Here is a 19,021-nt window from a genome sequence, read left to right on the forward strand (position 1 = left end):
CTTTTATTTTTTAATAGGAGGGAGTAAAAATGAGTCAAAATAATTTAAGAATTAATGATGATGAAAAGATAGATGTAAGCGACGTTTTATTAAACAGAGAAGAACTTGTGAATCATTCTATAGAAATAGCTAAAAAACATGTTGTATCAAAAGAGTATGGAAGTAGTAAATCTCTTTTATTAAGACTTAATAATAATTTTAATATTATTTCAAATGTATATAAAAATTTGAATAAGTATGCTAAAAATAAAAAAGATTTATCTGCTGCATCAGAATGGTTATTAGATAATTTTTATAAAATTGAGGAACAAGCTAAATTTGTAAAACAAGAATTGATTAAAGATAAATTTTTGGAATTAAGCGTGTTGGAAACTGGATTTTTAAAAGGATACCCAAGAGTTTATGCAATAGCTCTTGAACTTATATCTCATACTGATGGTAGAGTGGATGAGAATTTAATAATAGATTTTGTAAAAGCATATCAATCACAAAGTATTCTTTCGATAGCAGAAATTTGGTCATTATCTTTAGTAATAAGATGTGCTCTTATTGAAAAAATAAGAAATATTTGTGAAAAAATATATGAAGATCAGATTGAATGGGAAAAAGTTGAACAAGCAATTGAAAATAAAGAAAATTTATTAGATTCTATAAATAAAGAATTTAAAAAAGTAGATAATGTAAGTTATTCTTTTATAGAACATCTTTTTAAGAAATTAAGAGTGGAAAATGATGAAGCTGGGGAAGTTAAAGATTACATTGAAAAAAAATTGTTAGAATTTGAAATGAGCATAGATGAAGTGATTAAATTAGAACATAAGGAACAAGCGGCTAGAAAGATATCTATAGGAAATTCAATTATCAGTCTCAATGTAGTTTCAACATTAGATTGGAATGATATTTTTGAATCTTTATCTATTGTCGAAGAAATATTAAGGAAAGATCCTGCAGAAATTTATGAAAAAATGGATTTTGAAACTAGAGATTATTATAGAGCTCAAATTGAAAAAATTGCAAAAAAGTGCAAAGTTTCTGAGGTGAGAATTGCTAAAAAGGCAATTGAATATGCTGAGAATTGTAAAGAGGAAGATGAAAAATTAAAACATGTAGGATATTACATTATTGGACAAGGAAGAAAAAAAATATTAAATGAATTTGGATATACTTTGAAAAAATATGATTTAAATAATTATCCTGTTTTAATTTACTTAATTCCTATTATTATATTAACTGGGTTGATAAGTTTATTATTTGTTTTTTATTCATATAAAATTTCGAATAGTATAAGTTTGAGTTTATTATCAGGAGCTATTGTGTTGATTCCATCGAGCGATATAGTAGTGAGTATTGTCAATTGGGTAGTTACTCATACTGTTAATCCTGCATTTTTACCAAAGATTGAATATACAGATGGTATTCCAAATGAGTTAGCTACAATTGTAGTTATACCTACTTTAGTACCAAGTGAACAATGTGTTGAAGAACTTATTGAAAAATTAGAAGTATATTATCATGGAAATAAAGAAAAAAATATATACTTTGCTATAGCAGGTGATTTTAAAGACAGTGAAAATAAAATTATGCCTGAAGATAAAAATATAATAAACACTGCAATTAAAGGAATTAGAATTTTAAATGAAAAATATTCAAAAGATAGAGACATATTTTTTTATTTTCATAGAGAGCGACAATATTGTGATAAACAGAAAAAATGGATGGGGTGGGAAAGAAAAAGAGGTGCTTTAATTGAGCTAAATGAATTATTGGCTGGAAATAAGAACACTTCATATTCGATAATTTCAGGAGATATTTCTCATATTGTAAATAAAATAAAGTATGTAATTACAATTGATGCTGATACAAATCTTGCTATGGATACTGCAAAAAAACTTATAGGAACAATATCTCATCCTCTTAATAAAGCCGTTTTGGATGAAGAAAGCAAAATAGTAGTAGATGGATATGGATTAATTCAGCCTAGGATAGCTGTAGATATTGAAAGCTCAAATAAAACTACATTTACAAGAATTTTTGCAGGACAAGGAGGAATAGATACTTATACAACTGCAATTTCAGATGTATATCAAGATTTATTTGGAGAAGGTATTTTTACAGGAAAGGGAATATACGATTTACAAATTTTTAATAAAGTATTGAAAAATGCAATACCGGATAATACTATATTAAGTCATGATCTTCTTGAAGGAAGTTATGTAAGAACGGGCTTAGCAACGGATATAGAACTTATTGATAATTATCCATCGAATTATAGTTCTTTTATTATGAGACTTCACAGGTGGGTAAGAGGAGATTGGCAGCTTATAAAATGGCTGTTTTCAAATGTAAAAAATAGAGAAGGAAAGATAGTAAAAAATCCTATTTCGACATTGTCTAAATGGAAAATACTAGATAATTTAAGAAGGAGTAAAGTTTCTATAAGTTTAATGTTATTAATTATATTAGGATTGACTGTTCTTCCGGGAAAAACTTGGATATGGATTGGGTATGCAGTTTTTGCCATGGCTTTTCCTTTAATAATGGAATTTGTAAATTGTATAATTTGTAAATACTATAAAAATATAACTAGTAAAATAAATGGAAATTTAATATATGGTTGTAAAGGTGTCTTATGTCAAGCTCTATTTTTGTTTATATCTTTACCTTATCATGCGTATGTAATGACGGATGCTATATTGAGAACTCTTTATAGAGTATTTATTTCTAAGAAAAATTTATTAGAATGGGTTACAGCAGCAGATGTGGAAAGAAAACTTAAGAACAATTTATCGAGTTATATAAAAAGAATGAAAATTTCAATATTTATTGCTATGATAACTTTAATATTAGTGTACTTTGTAAAACCTAATAATATAATATATGCTATTACTTTGACGTTTATATGGGGAATTGCTCCTGTAGTTGCATATAATATAAGCAAAGAAGAAAAAGAGGATATGGAGATAAATGAAAAAGATATTAAGATATTGAGAAGACTTGCAAGAAAAACTTGGGCATACTATGAAGATTTTGCTGGAGAAGAAGAAAATTATCTTCCTATTGATAATTATCAAGAGGATCCACCAAATGGAATAGCTACTAGAACATCTCCTACAAATATAGGATTTTTATTAATTTCTATACTTGCAGCTAGAGATTTAGGATATATTTCAACTACTCAAATGATAGATAAAATAAATAAAACATTATCTACAGTTGAAAAGTTAGAAAAGTGGAATGGACATTTATATAATTGGTATGATACACGTAGTTTAAAAGTGTTGCTTCCCCTATATATATCTACAGTAGATAGTGGGAATTTTGTTGGATATTTAATGACTTTAAAACAAGGACTTTTGGAATATGCAAATAATTCAATATTTGATAAAAAATTACTTATAGGTATTAAGGATACAATTGAATTTATTGATGAAAATTATATTGAGCATACAAATATAGATAATTTGATAAATAAAGAAAAAATAAGTAAAAATGAATTAAATGAATTAATAGAAGATTTGCTTTCTAAAAATAAAAATCAATCAAAATGGGCTATTAAACTTAACGATATGTTAATTAGTTTAAAAGCTGAAATTGATGAATTTATAATAGATGAGAAAATTGATGAAGAATTTAAATATATAAAAGAAAAAATAGAGAATATTGATTTGAATAAATCTTTAATTAATTTAAAAGAAATTTATGAGGATATTGTATTAAATATCAATAAAATATATGGAGATAAAAAATTACAAAGTAAACAAAGAGAATATTTATTAAATTTAAAAAATAATGTATTAGATTTAAAAAATAACATTGATAAAACTTTATTAAATATAAATAGTATTGTTGATAGAATAGATAAAATAATAGAAAATACAGATTTTAGTTGTTTATATGATATAAAGAGACATTTATTTTCAATTGGATATAATGTTAAAGAAGAAAAACTTACAAATTCATATTACGATTTACTTGCTTCAGAGGCAAGACTTACAAGTTATATTGCAATTACTAAAAGACAGATACCTAAAAGGCATTGGTTTAAAATGGGTAGAGCTTTATCAGTAATTGATGGTTATAGAGGATTAGTTTCGTGGACTGCAACTATGTTTGAGTATTTAATGCCACCTCTTGTAATGAAAAATTATAAAAATACTCTTTTAGATGAAACTTATGGAACTGTAATTAGAGTTCAAAAAAAATATGGAGAAAAGAGAAAAGTACCTTGGGGCACATCTGAATCGGGATATTATGGATTTGATATGAGTTTGAATTATCAGTATAAAGCGTTTGGAGTGCCGGATTTAGGATTAAAAAGAGGTCTTGTGAATGATATGGTTATATCACCATATTCTACAATTTTAGCACTTCCTTTTGATTATAAAGAATCAATGAATAATATTAATAGATTGATAAATGATGGATTAGAAGGAGATTATGGTTTTTATGAAGCGATAGATTATACGATTGAAAGATTACCTCGTGGAAAGAAAAAAATGATAGTAAAAAGTTTTATGGCTCATCATCAAGGAATGAGTTTTATAGCACTTAATAATTTTTTAAATGAAAATATTATGCAGAAAAGATTTCATTCTGATCCAGTTATAAGGTCAGGAGAAGTTTTACTTCAAGAAAAAGTTCCTGTAAGGGCTATTATTACAAAAGAATATAAAGATGATATAGAACCTTTAGATTTAAAAGTAGTAAAAAATGAAGAAGTACATGTCCTCAGAACATATAATTCACTAGATAGTTTAATTCCTAGATGCCATATACTGTCAAATGGAAGATATTTTGTCATGATTACAGATGATGGTAGAGGATATAGTAAAAAAGATGATATACAAGTTACTAGATGGAGAGAAGATTTAATAACAGGAAATTATGGAAACTATATTTTTATAAAAAATTTAAGTTCAAATAAAATATGGTCATCAACATATGAACCTTTGAGAACGGAGTTGGACGAATATCAAGTTAAATTTTATCAAGATAAAGCTGAATTTATTAGAAGAGATGAAAGTATAGATACTCATACAGAAATTGTAGTATCACCTGAAGATGATGCTGAGATAAGGAAAATAACTTTGACAAATCATAGTGATGAAGCTGTGGTACTTGAGCTTACTAGTTATTTTGAAATAGTATTAACTCATCAAGCAGCAGATGTTGTACATCCTGCATTTACTAATTTATTTATAAGAACTGAACCAATTTTAGAATATGATAGTATTATAGCTTCGAGAAGACCGAGAGTGGAAGGACAAGACACTATATGGATGGTTCATACTATTTCTACTGAAGGTGAGTTAATAGGAAATTTAGAATATGAGACGAATAGAGCTAATTTTATTGGTAGAGGTCGAAATATAAAAAATCCTATTGCTATAACACAAGCTCTTAAAAATACTTATGGACCAGTTCTTGATCCTATTATGAGTTTAAGAAGGAAGCTAAAAATAGAACCGGGAAGTAGTATTGTAGTATCTTTTACAACTGCAATTGCAAAAAATAGAAAAGAAGCTTTAGAGCTTGCAAAAAAATATTATGATATATCTTCAATATCTAGAGCTTTTGAATTAGCTCATACTAGAAGTCAAGTGGAAAATACGTATCTTAATTTTAAAAATGATGAAATTGAAACTTATCAGGACATGATATCGCATATAGTATTTTTAAGTCCTAATAGAAGAAAATATCAAAAAATTTTACAGCAAAATGTTAAAGGGCAATCGTCACTTTGGGCGTATGGAATTTCTGGGGATATTCCTATTGTGCTTGTGAGTATTAAAAATGTAGATGAGATGGATATAGTAAAAGAGGTTTTAAAAGCTCATGAATATTGGAAAATGAAGGGATTAGCTGTAGATTTGGTCATTCTCAATGAAGATGAAAGTAGTTATTTACAACCTCTTCAAGAACTTCTTAAAGATACAGTAAGTTCAAAATACGGATATGATATGTTTGATAAACCAGGAGGAATATTTATTAGAAATGCTAATGTAATGCCTGAGGAAGACATAATTCTCATTTATGCTGTTGCTAGAATTGTTTTAAAAGGTGAAAATGGTTTAATTAGTTCACAGATAAAAATAGAAAATGAAAATTATAATATCAAAGAAAAAGTGTTTAAAAAAGATAAAATAGTATATATGAGTAAAGATGAAGTTCTTGATCTTGATTATTTTAATGGATATGGAGGATTTACGAAAGATCAAAAAGAGTATATTATAAGACTTAAAGAGAATGTTGATACTCCTGCTCCTTGGATAAATGTAATATCTAATAAAAATTTTGGGTTTCATGTATCTGAAAATGGTTCGGGATTTACATGGGCTGAAAACAGTAGGGAAAATAAGTTAACGCCATGGTCAAATGATCCGGTATCAGATCCACCGGGAGAAGTGATTTACTTTAGAGATGAAGTGAATGGGAAAATATGGACAAATACACCTTTGCCGATAAAAGAAAAAGAAAGTTATACAATACATCATGGGTATGGATATTCAAAATTTATTCATGATAGTAATGGAATTAAACAAGAACTTACTATGTTTGTTCCTGTAAAGGATCCTGTAAAAATAAATATGATTAAACTTAAAAATAATTCTGGAATAAAAAGAGAATTGACTCTTACTTATTATATAAGACCAGTAATGGGAGTTAGTGATCAATTCACACAACAGTATATTATAACGGATATAGATGAGGTTAATGGAACGTTTTTGATTAAAAATCCATATAATTCTGATTTTCCAGGACGTATTGCTTTTATGAGTTCATCAGAAAATATAAAGTGTTATACAGGTGATAGAAAAGAGTTTTTAGGATTAAAGGGTGATTTGAGTGAACCTATGGCGTTAAAAAAAGAAAAGCTTTCAAATAGTATAGGTGCAGGATTTGAACCATGTGGTGTTATACAAATTTTAATTGAATTAAATCCAGAAGAAGAAAGGGAATTAGTGTTTTTATTAGGACAAGAAAGAGATATTGAAAAAGTAAATGAATTAGTGAATAAATATAAAAATTTGGATAATTGTAAAAAATCATTTCAAGAAGTAAAAGAGAATTGGAAAAACATTTTAGGAACTATTCAAGTTAAAACCCCTGATTTATCAATGGATTTACTTGTTAATAATTGGCTTTTATATCAAAATATAGGTTGTAGAATTTGGGCAAGGTCAGCTTTTTATCAATCAGGAGGAGCATATGGTTTTAGAGATCAGCTTCAAGATTGTATGAATGCAGTCTATTCAGTTCCAGAAATTACAAGAAATCAAATATTGCTTCATTGTGCTCATCAATTTGTTGAAGGAGATGTTCAGCATTGGTGGCATCCTGGAGCTGGTGAAAAAGGCATAAGAACGAGATTTTCTGATGACTTATTATGGCTTCCTTATGTAACAACTGAATATATAAAGAATACAGGTGATTATAGTCTTTTAACTGAGGAAGTTCATTTTTTAGAGGATAAACCTTTAGCCGAACATGAAGATGAAAGATACGGAATACCGACAGTATCTGAGGAAAAAGCATCAGTTTATAATCATTGTGTAAGGGCTATTGAAAGAGCTTTGAAATTTGGAGAACATGGTATACCTTTAATGGGATCTGGAGACTGGAATGATGGAATGAGTACAGTAGGTAACAAGGGAAAAGGCGAAAGTATATGGTTAGGATGGTTTTTATATACTATTTTGAAGGAGTTTTCTGTGATATGTAATGAGATGAAAGATTATGATAGAGAAAATCGCTACGTAGAATATGCAAGACAAATTGCAAATTCAATTGAGGAAAATGCATGGGATGGAGAGTGGTATAGAAGAGCGTATTTTGATGATGGTACTCCGCTTGGATCGATAAAAAATTCAGAATGTACAATAGATTCTTTAGCTCAGTCTTGGTCAGTAATTTCAGGGGCAGGAAGAAAAGATAGAATAAAACAAGCCATGGAATCAGTTGATAAGTATCTTGTTAAAAAAGAGGAAGGGATGATACTTTTATTTACTCCACCTTTTGACAATAGTGATTTACATCCAGGATATATAAAAGGATATGTACCGGGAGTACGAGAAAATGGAGGACAATATACACATGCAGCAACTTGGGTTATAAAGGCTTTTGCTATGATGGGATATGGAGATAAAGCATGGGAGCTTTATAATAGCATTAATCCTATTAATCATACTAGAACAAGTATTGAATGTTCTACTTATAAAGTTGAACCGTATGTAATGGCAGCAGATGTTTATGCAGTAAATCCTCATGTAGGAAGAGGTGGATGGACTTGGTATACAGGAACAGCAGGATGGATGTACAGAGTTGGGATAGAGGATATATTAGGTTTTAAAAAGCGTAAAAACAGATTGATTATAGAACCGTGTATACCAAAAGATTGGAGGGAGTATTCGATTAAGTATAAGTATGAAGAGACAATATATAATATAATTGTAAAAAATCCCGATGGAGTTAATAAAAATATTAAAAGTATAAGTTTAGATGGAAAAAAACTTAAAAGCAAAGAGATACTTTTATTAAATGATAAAATAGAACACAATGTAGAGGTTGTTTTAGGATAGTGTAATCCTCCACTTGCTTTTAAAGTGGAGGATTAAATATAAAAAATATATGTGTGGAGGAACACATAATGAACAAGGAGATTATTTCTAATGAAGAAGCAATTTCTATTGTGAGTATATTTATAATTGGAACTTCAACTATAATAATAACAGGACTTGATGCTAAACAAGATTTATGGTTAGCTACTATATTAGCATTTATTATGGCATTTCCAATGATACTTATATATTCTAGATTGAATTGTATTTTTGAAGGTAAAGATCTGTATGATATTCTTGTGATTTGCTTTGGAAAATTTATTGGAAAGTTAATAGGAATTATATATGTTTGGTTTGCATTTCATTTAGCATCTATAGTTGTAAGAGATTTTGGAGAATATGCTATTATATCGGGTATGAAAGATACTCCATTAATAGTATTTATAATAATTACAACAATTTTGATTATTTGGGTTTTGAAAGAAGGCATTGAAGTAATGGGGAGGTTGAGTCAAATTTTTCTTATTGGAATTGTTATTTTATTGTTTTTTACATTTGTTTTATTGATTCCTAAAATGAATATTAATTATGTTAGCCCTGTTTTATATAATGGAATACAACCTGTTATAAAAGCTGCTTTTACAGCGTTTTCATTTCCTTTTTCAGAAACAGTAATTTTTACTATGATTTTTACAAATTTTAAATACAAAAAATCTTCTTATAAAATATATATATATAGTCTGATTTTATCGTCAATAGTAATACTAATTACTTCTTTATCTACTGTATTGGTATTAGGAGTAAATGAATCTTTATTAAATTATGTTCCAACGTATGTTACTGTATCTAGATTGAATATTGGACATATGTTGCAGAGATTAGAGGTTGTAATATCGTTTATATTTATAGTGGGTGCATTTATAAAGGTAAGTATATGTTTGCTGGCTGCTTGTAGAGGTGTTGCTAAAATATTGGGATATAATGATTATAAATTCATAGTGACTCCTTTAGGATTGTTAATGGTAGATTTTTCGTGTTTATTGTACAGTAATATAATGGAATTTATTGAATGGTCTTTGAAAATATGGAAGTATTATGCTTTTCCGTTTCAAGTGATTTTACCTATTTTTATATGGATTTTTGCAGAAATAAGAAATAAAAAACTGTTAAATAGGTAATTGATATATATAATTTAAAATATGTGAGACTTTAATTTAAAAAATAAATAAAATTTTATCATAATATATTGAAGTATATGAAAAAAGAGTATATAATTATTAATGAAACCGGTAACATCTTTTGATATACAATTTGAGCAATCGCTTTCTTTAATGTGTGTGGGGAGGAGTAAAATGACTGTTACAATAAAAGATATTGCACGAAAAGCAGGGGTATCTCGTACAACAGTATCGAGAGTTTTGAATGATTCAGGATATGTAAAGGATGAAACGAGACAAAGAGTTTTGAAAGTTATAAAGGAATTAAATTATACTCCTAGTGCTATAGCGAGAAGCTTATCTACAAATAAAAGTAATACAATAGGGGTTATTGTTCCAGAAATAAACAATCCATTTTTTGGAGAAATAATAAAAGGAGTTGGACAAGTAGCTGATGAACATAATTTAAATATAATTCTTTGTAATACTGATGATGATAGAGAAAAAGAGTTAAAGGCTCTTAAGATTTTAAAAGAGCAAAGAATTCGGGGGATAATAATAACACCGACATATGCAGAAGATCAGTTTAATAGTGAATATTTAAGTACACTTGAAAATTTAGGGATTCCAGTTGTATTATTAGATGGACATGTTAAATATTCAAATTTTAGTGGGATATTTATAGATCACGTAAAAGGGGCTTATGATGCTACAAAGGCTTTAATAAAAGCTGGACATAAAAAAATAGCCATAATTAATGGTAGGAAGAATTATAAAATAACAGTAGATAGATTTAAAGGATATAAAAAAGCGTTAAATGAAAATAATATATTTGTAGAGGATAAATACGTTTTTTATGGTGATTTTGAATATGAAAGTGCATATAAGATAACAAAGCATATATTAAAAATGAATGATAGACCTACTGCTGTTTTTGTAACGAGTAATATGATGATTTTAGGAAGTATAAAAGCTTTTTATGAAGAAAATATAAATATTCCAAGAGATATGGCTATTATAGGTTTTGACAAGATAGATGCATTGAATATAATAGGAATGAATATTAGTTTTGTTAATGGACCTACTATAGAAATGGGTAAGGTTGGTATGAAGATGCTTATAGATAATTTAGATAATAAAAAAAGTAAAGAAGAAATAAAAAGAATTACTCTTTTCCCTAAGCTCGTTTTAAAAGGATCAGAAAAGTTTATAAATAATAAATGTGAATAATATTATTCACATTTATGTTATTGATAAAATGTAACCGGTTTCGTCAATTAAATTTTAAATAAAAAGGAGATGTTAAAAATGAATTTAGCAAAGTATATAGACCATACAGTTTTAAAAGCACAAACAACTGAGGCAGATGTAAAAAGGGTTTGTAAAGAAGCTAAAGAATATGGATTTTTTTCTGTATGTATAAATCCAGCGTATATAGAATTAGCTAAAGAAGAGTTAAAAGATTCAGATGTTAAAGTTTGTACAGTGATAGGATTTCCTTTAGGAGCTAATACTTCAGAAGTTAAGGCATTTGAAACAAAAGATGCTATTCAAAAAGGTGCTGATGAAGTTGATATGGTTATAAATATAGGTGCACTTAAAGATAAAAAATACGATTATGTAGAAAAAGACATAAAAGCAGTTGTAGATGCTGCTGATAAAAAAGCTTTAGTTAAAGTTATAATAGAAACATGTTATTTAACTGATGAAGAGAAGAAAATAGCTTGTGAGCTTTCTAAAAAAGCAGGAGCAGATTATGTAAAAACTTCTACAGGATTTGGAACAGGTGGAGCAACTCCTGAAGATATAAAACTTATGAGAGAAATAGTTGGACAAGATATGGGAGTAAAAGCATCTGGTGGAGTTAGAAGTAAAGAAGATGCTGAAGCTGTCATTAAAAATGGGGCTTCAAGAATAGGAGCTAGTTCTTCGGTTGCTATAGTTAAAGGAATCACTGATTCAAATGCCGGGTATTAAATATGCAGAGATGAGAAATCATCTCTTTTTTATTATAATAAATAGAGAGAAGGAATCCAAATATATTTGGATTCCTTCTCTCTATTTATTATTCCATCATAGAAATAAGTTTTTTGTTTAATAATAGTAATATAAAACCCAATCCAATAGATACAATAGTTATAGTTCCGAATATTTGCATATGAGTGAAAGTTTCCATAAAAGAAGCTACAATACCTGCAGTTAAATTTGCAAAAAAACTACTTAATAACCAAACTCCCATTAAAAAAGATGCTAATTTAGGTGGAGATAATTTACTAATCATTGAAAGTCCTACAGGAGATAAACACATTTCTCCCACTGTATGTAAAAAGTATGCACCTATTAACCATAGCATATTAGCTTTTACAGTTACATCATTACCAGCTGAGCCTCTTTGTAAAACTGCGCCTACCATTAATAAAAAGCCTAAACCAAGCAAAATCATACCTAAAGACATTTTTTGCGGAATACTTAAATCTCCTTTTTCCCTTTTAGAAAGGTGTATCCATAAGGCTCCCATAATTGGACCTAAAATAACACAAAATATAGGGTTTAAAGATTGGAACCATGTTACAGGAACTACAAAATTTCCTATATTTCTATTTATAAAATTATTAGTATATATAGTAAGAGAACTTCCGGCTTGTTCAAATCCAGCCCAGAAGAATGTTACAAAGAACACTATTATAAATATAGCTTTAATTCTTCTTTTTTCTTGTTTAGTAAGAGGTTTATCTGTATTTGTAGCAGAATTGTTTTTAGGAGTATTTGTAATGGGATATTTTCCTATATCGCCTAAATATTTATTTGCTAATAACATAAATCCAATTTGACCTATTAACATACCTATACCAGCTGCTAAAAATCCATATCTATATCCATATGATATTATTTCAATACCTTGTTTTTGGGCAAATACTTGTTCAGCAAGTGTTCCGCAAACAAGTGGAGCTATAAATGCACCTATGTTTATGAACATATAGAATATTGTGTATGCTGCATCTTTTCTACCATCATTTTTATCGTATAAGTTTCCAACAATTATAGACATATTTGGTTTAAAAAAACCATTTCCTAATATTAAAAGTAAAAGACCTAAATATAACATGCTTTTAGTATATGTAGCAAATAAAGCGAATTGTCCTAGCATTATTAAAAGTCCACCAAGTAAAATAGCTTTTCTATGTCCTAAGTATTTATCAGCAAGCCATCCTCCTATTATTGGAGTGAAATAAACAAAGCCAGCAAAAAGACCATAAATTAAACCTGCTGTTTTTGTGTCAATACCCAATCCGCCTTTTACAAGTTGTGTTGTTAAAAATAAAATTAAAAGTCCTCTCATTCCATAATAACTAAATCTTTCCATCATTTCAGTAAAACAAATGACGTAAAGACCTGGTGGATGTTTTTTAGTTTCTTTTTGTTTTGTTAATGTGTTAAACATTTTACCCCCTCCTGAATTTTAATTTTTGATTAAATTTAAAATCTTTTTATATATTATATTACCATTATATAGGAAAATTAACAATATTATATTAATTTATTTATTTTTAAATTTTCAAATAAAAAACAGCTAGATGTATATCCAGCTGTTTTTAAATTAAGCAGTTTGTTTTATCTTTTGTTTTTTTACTTTTTTTTCATATCTATTGTACATTATTAATGCGATTATTGTAAAAATTACAGGTCCAGCTATACTCCATATAGTAGATGCTATATCTCCTTTTTTTATTGCAGGTTCTATTATTGTAAAGAAGTTAGCAAAACCAACAGTGAATGTAACTATTATAGAAGCTATTAATCCACTTTTATAGGTTTTAAATATTTCAAATGGTTTGTATATTTCCGTTTTTTTCTTAAACGGAGCAAATGCAGCTGCTATAAACATATATGGTAGTGTCATTGCAACATTAGTCATTAATACTAATTTTGTGAAAAATGTAGCAGCTTTATCTCCGCCGAATGACACTGCTAATATCATGAATATAACTATTATAGCTTGTATTTTCATAGCATTTATAGGCATTCCATCTTCGTTTAATTCACCCATTTTACCTGGCCATAATTCTTTTGGAGTACCTTGGATTATTTGTTTTAATGGAGCGTATGTCAATGTAAAAAAAGCTCCTGTTAATGCAAGTAGCATAGATATACCGACATATCTAGCTATCCAATTACCTAGTGAAATACAAAGTGCTTTATTTAGTCCAAATGCATGTCCTAATTCATATCCCATATTGTTCATCATTATATACGCAACGTTAGCCATATTTACATTTTCAGAAGATAATACTTGATTCCAATTAACGAATATACCACATAAAAATATACCTATTGCATATCCTATTGAAATGATAATAGATGCAATCATTATACCTTTAGGGAATGTTACTTCAGCATTTTCTGTTTGGTCAACTAAACCGCCAACTACTTCAGTTCCACCGTAAGCAAAAATAGCAAATACTAAAAATGCAAGTATTGCAATTGGGTTTTGATAACCTGGGTTAGGAGATTGTACAAATGATTGGATACCTAGAATAGGTTGTGCTATTTTTCCACCATTTCCTATTAATATGGCCATTGATCCAATTAACAATACAATATTTAATAGAGCTACTGCACTACCTCCTACAGAAGTTATTTTTTTAATTTTATCTAATCCTTTAGTTGATATAAATGATACAAGTGCTATCCAAGCAACACCTAATAATCCTAGTGTTTGAGTAGAGTTTAAACCGAATAATGACCATGCTGAAGTTGTATCTGTTCCAAATATTGCAGTTGAAAATACAATCCATATTGAAGAACTAACATTGACCATCCATATTATATAAGATGCGTACCACATGAATGTTCCAATAAATGCATATTTAGGATTTACAGATCTTGACATCCACGAATAAATGCCACCTTTTTCGTTTTTAAATGCTGCGCCGTATTCAGCCATCATAAAAGCGAAAGGTATAAAAAATGTGATTGCAGATAAAATATACCAAGGAATTGCACCATATCCCATTAAATAAAAAGATCTAGGCATATTTGCAAATCCAAATACAGATGTGAAAATCATTAATACTAATGATATTAAAGTTAATTTTTTGTTGTTTTTTACGTTTGATGACATATTATGCCCTCCTTATTTAAAGATTAGATTATAAATTATGAATAATGGCCATATAAAAAAAATTTACAATATAAATATAATTATATAAGAATATATAAAAAGAGCAATGATTTTATAAAATTTAGAAATATTCATTCTTTTGAATATAATCAGAAAAATAACATGATTGAAATTTTATAAAAATATAGTATGAGCATTGTATAACGTGTATAATATTAGCGTATAAAGTTGGCTTATGGATAATATTGAATAATGAAAAAGTTTTGAAAGGAAATAGTTTTATGAAAAAAATATTAAAGACATGTGTAATTATTATGATATTAATTAATTGTACTTCTTTTATTAGTTTAGGAGTAACATATAAAAATCCCAAAGTTATAAAAGTAACAAGTATAACTAATTGGAAACCTTTTAGTTATTTAGATTCAAAAGGCAATCCAAAGGGAATACTGATTGATTTTTGGAAAGCATGGGGTAAAGTTAATAATATTAAAGTAGAATTTGTTAAAGCAACATCTTGGGCAAAATCATTAGAACTTATAAAAAATGGAGAAGCAGATATACACTTGGGGTTATTTTATAATGATAACAGATCGAAATATATGGATTTTGGTAGTCCGTTTTTAGATCTTATGACAGTTATATATATACAGGAAGATATAGACGCTTTTAATATTAATGATATTAAAGATTTAGGAATTGGTGTTACAGAAGAAAATTATGCTAGATATTATTTAGAAGAAAATTATCCTGATATAAAATTGTTAATATATAAAGATGTTAAAGATGTAATGAATGATGTTAAAAATGGAAAAGTAAAGGCTGTTTGTATAGATTATTATAATAATTTTAGAAATATATCTTTTTATTATACTGAATTAAAAGATTTTAAACTTTTACAAACAATATATACACAGCCTTTGAGGGTTGCTGTGAAAAAAGGAGAAAAAGAATTATTGAACTTTATAAATAATGGAATAAAGAAAATGTCGGTTAGTGAAATAGAAGGTGCGAAATCTAAATGGGAATATATAAATATATATTTAACAAAGGATAAAGTACAAAAATATATTTTAATAGCATTTATTGTTATAATTTTATTTTTATTGATGAATATCTTGTTTTTAAAAAATAGAATTGCATTGGGAGTTAAAAGGCTTGCAGAAAGTGAAGAAAGTTATAAAAAACTCGTTACTCTTTGTCCAGATGGTATTTTTGTTCATCAAAAAGGAAAAGTTGTATTTGCTAATGACGCTGCAATAAAAATACTTGGAGAAAAAAATGATACTAATATAATTAATAAAAATTTTTTAGAGTTTATACAAGGAGATAGTAAAAAAACTATTCAAAATGTAATTTATATGCTTGAAAAATTTAAAATTACGACTCCTACATTTGAAGAAAAAATAGTTAAAAGCAATGGAGAGATAATTGATATTGAAATGACAATGAATGTAATACATTATAAAGAAAAAACTGCAATTTTAACTATTATAAGGGACATTTCTCAAAGAAAAGAAAGAGAAGAGGAAAAACAAAAAATTTTAAGGGAAAAATTAAAATATGAGCAATTAAAAACAGAATTTTTTGCTAATATATCTCATGAAATTAGAACTCCGTTAAATATTTTATTGGGAACTATTCAGCTTATTAATAAAGTTTCTGAAAATGATGATATATATACACAATATCAGTATTACAATAAATATTCACATATAATGACTCAAAATTGTTATAGACTTCTTAAACTTATTAATAATTTAATAGATATAACTAAAATAGATGCAGGATTTTTTAGGATGAATTTTAAAAAATACAATATTGTTCAAGTTGTTGAAGATATAACTATGTCTGTAGTAGAGTATGTAAAAAGTAAAAATATAAATATAATATTTGATACGGATATAGAAGAAAAGGTTATTTTGTGTGATGCTGATAAAATTGAGAGAGTTATTCTTAACTTACTATCTAATTCTATTAAGTTTACAAAGTCGGGAGGAAGTATTTTTGTAAATATATATGATAAAAATGATGTGATTTGTATTTCTGTAAGGGATACAGGAATAGGTATTCCAAAAGAAGAACAAAAAACAATATTTGAAAGATTTAGACAAGTGCATCCTTTGCTCAATAGAGAAAGAGAAGGAAGTGGAATAGGGCTTTCTTTAGTAAAGTCTATAGTAGAATCTCATGGAGGAAATATTTATTTAAATAGTGAATATGGCAAAGGGAGTGAATTTATTATTGAAATACCTAGTAATTTAAATCCAGAAGATAAATCTGTTTTAGTAGGCGAGATTTCTAGTAATGAAGACAAAATAGAAAAAATTAACATTGAATTTTCGGACATATATTCATAGTGGAAATTAAATATGTCCTGGGAAATATAAGAGAATATTGGATATATTACAGTATTGGCAAGAATAGGTATAAATATTAAAATAGATTTGAGGAAATGTTATAAGTTTTATTTTAAGGAGGGGATTTTTTGTCTTATAATTCTAAGCTTAAAGGCGACCAAATTGATAAATTATTTAAAGCTATATTAAAACTTGAGAATATAGAAGAGTGTTATAGATTTTTTGAGGATATTTGTACTATTAAAGAAATAAAATCAATAGCACAAAGACTTCAAGTTGCTATATTATTAAGAGAAAATAAAACATATAGTGAAATAGAAGAAAAAACAGGGGCTAGTACAGCTACTATAAGTAGAATTAGTAGGTGTTTAAATTATGGAGCTGATGGATATAACTTGATATTAGATAGAATGGGGTATAAAAAAAAGTAATATTTTTATAATACTCATGTACTGAGTATTTCGCAATGATTAGTAAATTTGAATTATTTTGGATAAAAAATATTGCTAAAAATTGGTTTATTATGTAGAATATATTTGTGTTGTTAAAAAAATATTTCAAAAGTTTAAATTTTATTTACAAATGTTAAACTAGAATTGTTAGATTTTTTTTAGTGTGATAAAATATATATAGAATATTGTCGGAATGTGAGGAATACACTATGAAGATAACTAATAATATAGAATTGATGAGTAAAGGCCTTGATGCTTATTCTCTTAAACAGGAAGCTATAACAAATAATATAGCAAATGCAAACACTCCAAATTATAAAAGAAAAGATGTGGAATTTGATAGTATTTTAAAGAAGTTTTTACAAGATAGTGATAAATCTATAAAATTACGCACAACAAATCCAAAACATATTAAAATTAATGACATAAGCATAGAACCTAAAATTGTAGTTAGCAAAAATACTAAATCAAGACTAGATGGAAATAATGTAGATATCGATGTTGAAATGGCACAATTAACAAAAAATTACATTAAGTACAATGTAATTAGTCAGCAAATATCAAATTCATTTAGAAGAATTAAAAATGCAATAAATGAAGGGGGTAGATAGTTATGTCTATATTTAATTCGATTAATATAAGTTCTTCAGGATTAACTGCTGAAAGACTTAGAATGGATGTTATATCTAAAAATATAGCTAATGCTAATACAACTAGAACAGCTAACGGAACACCATATAGACGACAAGTAGTTACATTTAAAGCTGTTGAAAATAATTCGTTTAAGGATTATTTGAGTAAATCTTTAAGCAAGAATATAGGACAAGGAGTAGAAGTTGAATCGATTAAAGAAGATACTAGTGCATTTAAAAAGGTATACGATCCAGGGCATCCGGATGCGGATAAAGATGGATATGTATTAATGCCTAATGTAAATATAGTTACTGAAATGGTAAATATGATTTCAGCAACGCGTTCTTATGAAGCTAATGTTACAGCTTTGAATGCTAGTAAAAGTATGATGATGAAAGCTTTAGAAATAGGCAAATAAAGGGGTAATGCGTTATGGATATAAAAGGTGTAGCAAATCACAACCTAACTATCGGTAGTATCAAAAGTAAAGTGGATATTCAAAACGAAAAAAATATTAGTTTTAAAGATTTTTTAAAAGAAAATATATATCTTGTAAGTGATATGGAAAAAAAGGCTAATGATATGAATTTGAAATTTATGATTGGTGAGGTTGATAATATTCATGATGTAATGATTGCAAGTCAAAAAGCAGATATAGCAATTCAAGCGTTCATACAAATAAAAAATAAAATTATGGACGCTTATAAAGAAATAATGAGAATTCAAATATAGTAATATA

At 27.4% G+C, this 19,021-nt stretch carries 11 protein-coding genes; 9 read left to right on the forward strand and 2 right to left on the reverse strand.

Features of this window, described 5'->3' with window-relative positions:
• Positions 1-29 precede the first annotated feature (29 nt).
• From BUA19_RS00900 to deoC, 4 genes are all read left to right on the forward strand, one after another.
• On the forward strand, positions 30-8,579 hold the full coding sequence (locus BUA19_RS00900) for a GH36-type glycosyl hydrolase domain-containing protein (protein WP_072722990.1): 8,550 nt from the start codon (positions 30-32) through the stop codon (positions 8,577-8,579).
• A 68-nt stretch (positions 8,580-8,647) separates the two neighbouring features.
• A complete protein-coding gene (locus BUA19_RS00905) occupies positions 8,648-9,736 on the forward strand; it encodes a GerAB/ArcD/ProY family transporter (RefSeq protein ID WP_072722991.1) in 1,089 nt (362 codons plus the stop codon).
• Positions 9,737-9,910: 174 nt separating this feature from the next.
• A complete protein-coding gene (locus BUA19_RS00910; protein WP_072722992.1) occupies positions 9,911-10,945 on the forward strand; it encodes a LacI family DNA-binding transcriptional regulator in 1,035 nt (344 codons plus the stop codon).
• Positions 10,946-11,023: 78 nt separating this feature from the next.
• Positions 11,024-11,692 (forward strand): deoxyribose-phosphate aldolase, encoded by a 669-nt coding sequence (deoC, locus tag BUA19_RS00915; protein ID WP_330388969.1) that lies wholly within the window; start codon positions 11,024-11,026, stop codon positions 11,690-11,692.
• An 88-nt stretch (positions 11,693-11,780) separates the two neighbouring features.
• Here deoC and BUA19_RS00920 read toward each other — a convergent pair whose 3' ends face one another.
• The gene (locus BUA19_RS00920) at positions 11,781-13,157 is read right to left on the reverse strand and encodes a peptide MFS transporter (protein WP_072722994.1); all 1,377 of its coding nucleotides are present in this window, start codon (positions 13,155-13,157) and stop codon (positions 11,781-11,783) included.
• Positions 13,158-13,313: 156 nt separating this feature from the next.
• On the reverse strand, positions 13,314-14,837 hold the full coding sequence (gene yjeM / locus BUA19_RS00925; RefSeq protein WP_072722995.1) for a glutamate/gamma-aminobutyrate family transporter YjeM: 1,524 nt from the start codon (positions 14,835-14,837) through the stop codon (positions 13,314-13,316).
• Positions 14,838-15,118: 281 nt separating this feature from the next.
• Between yjeM and BUA19_RS00930 the strand changes: the two genes are divergently transcribed.
• From BUA19_RS00930 to fliE, 5 genes are all read left to right on the forward strand, one after another.
• Positions 15,119-17,197, forward strand: coding sequence for a sensor histidine kinase (locus BUA19_RS00930; protein WP_072722996.1), 2,079 nt, complete (start codon positions 15,119-15,121; stop codon positions 17,195-17,197).
• A gap of 128 nt (positions 17,198-17,325) precedes the next feature.
• A complete protein-coding gene (locus tag BUA19_RS00935; RefSeq protein ID WP_072722997.1) occupies positions 17,326-17,628 on the forward strand; it encodes a YerC/YecD family TrpR-related protein in 303 nt (100 codons plus the stop codon).
• 230 nt (positions 17,629-17,858) lie between these two features.
• A complete protein-coding gene (gene flgB, locus BUA19_RS00940) occupies positions 17,859-18,260 on the forward strand; it encodes a flagellar basal body rod protein FlgB (protein WP_072722998.1) in 402 nt (133 codons plus the stop codon).
• 2 nt (positions 18,261-18,262) lie between these two features.
• Positions 18,263-18,700: a flagellar basal body rod protein FlgC gene (gene flgC, locus BUA19_RS00945; protein ID WP_072722999.1), complete on the forward strand. Its 438-nt coding sequence runs from the start codon at positions 18,263-18,265 to the stop codon at positions 18,698-18,700.
• Between the two features lie 14 nt (positions 18,701-18,714).
• Positions 18,715-19,014, forward strand: coding sequence for a flagellar hook-basal body complex protein FliE (gene fliE, locus BUA19_RS00950; protein WP_072723000.1), 300 nt, complete (start codon positions 18,715-18,717; stop codon positions 19,012-19,014).
• Positions 19,015-19,021 lie beyond the last annotated feature (7 nt).

The sequence above is a fragment of the Tepidibacter thalassicus DSM 15285 genome (assembly GCF_900129915.1).
Classification (GTDB): Bacteria; Bacillota; Clostridia; order Peptostreptococcales; family Peptostreptococcaceae; genus Tepidibacter; species Tepidibacter thalassicus.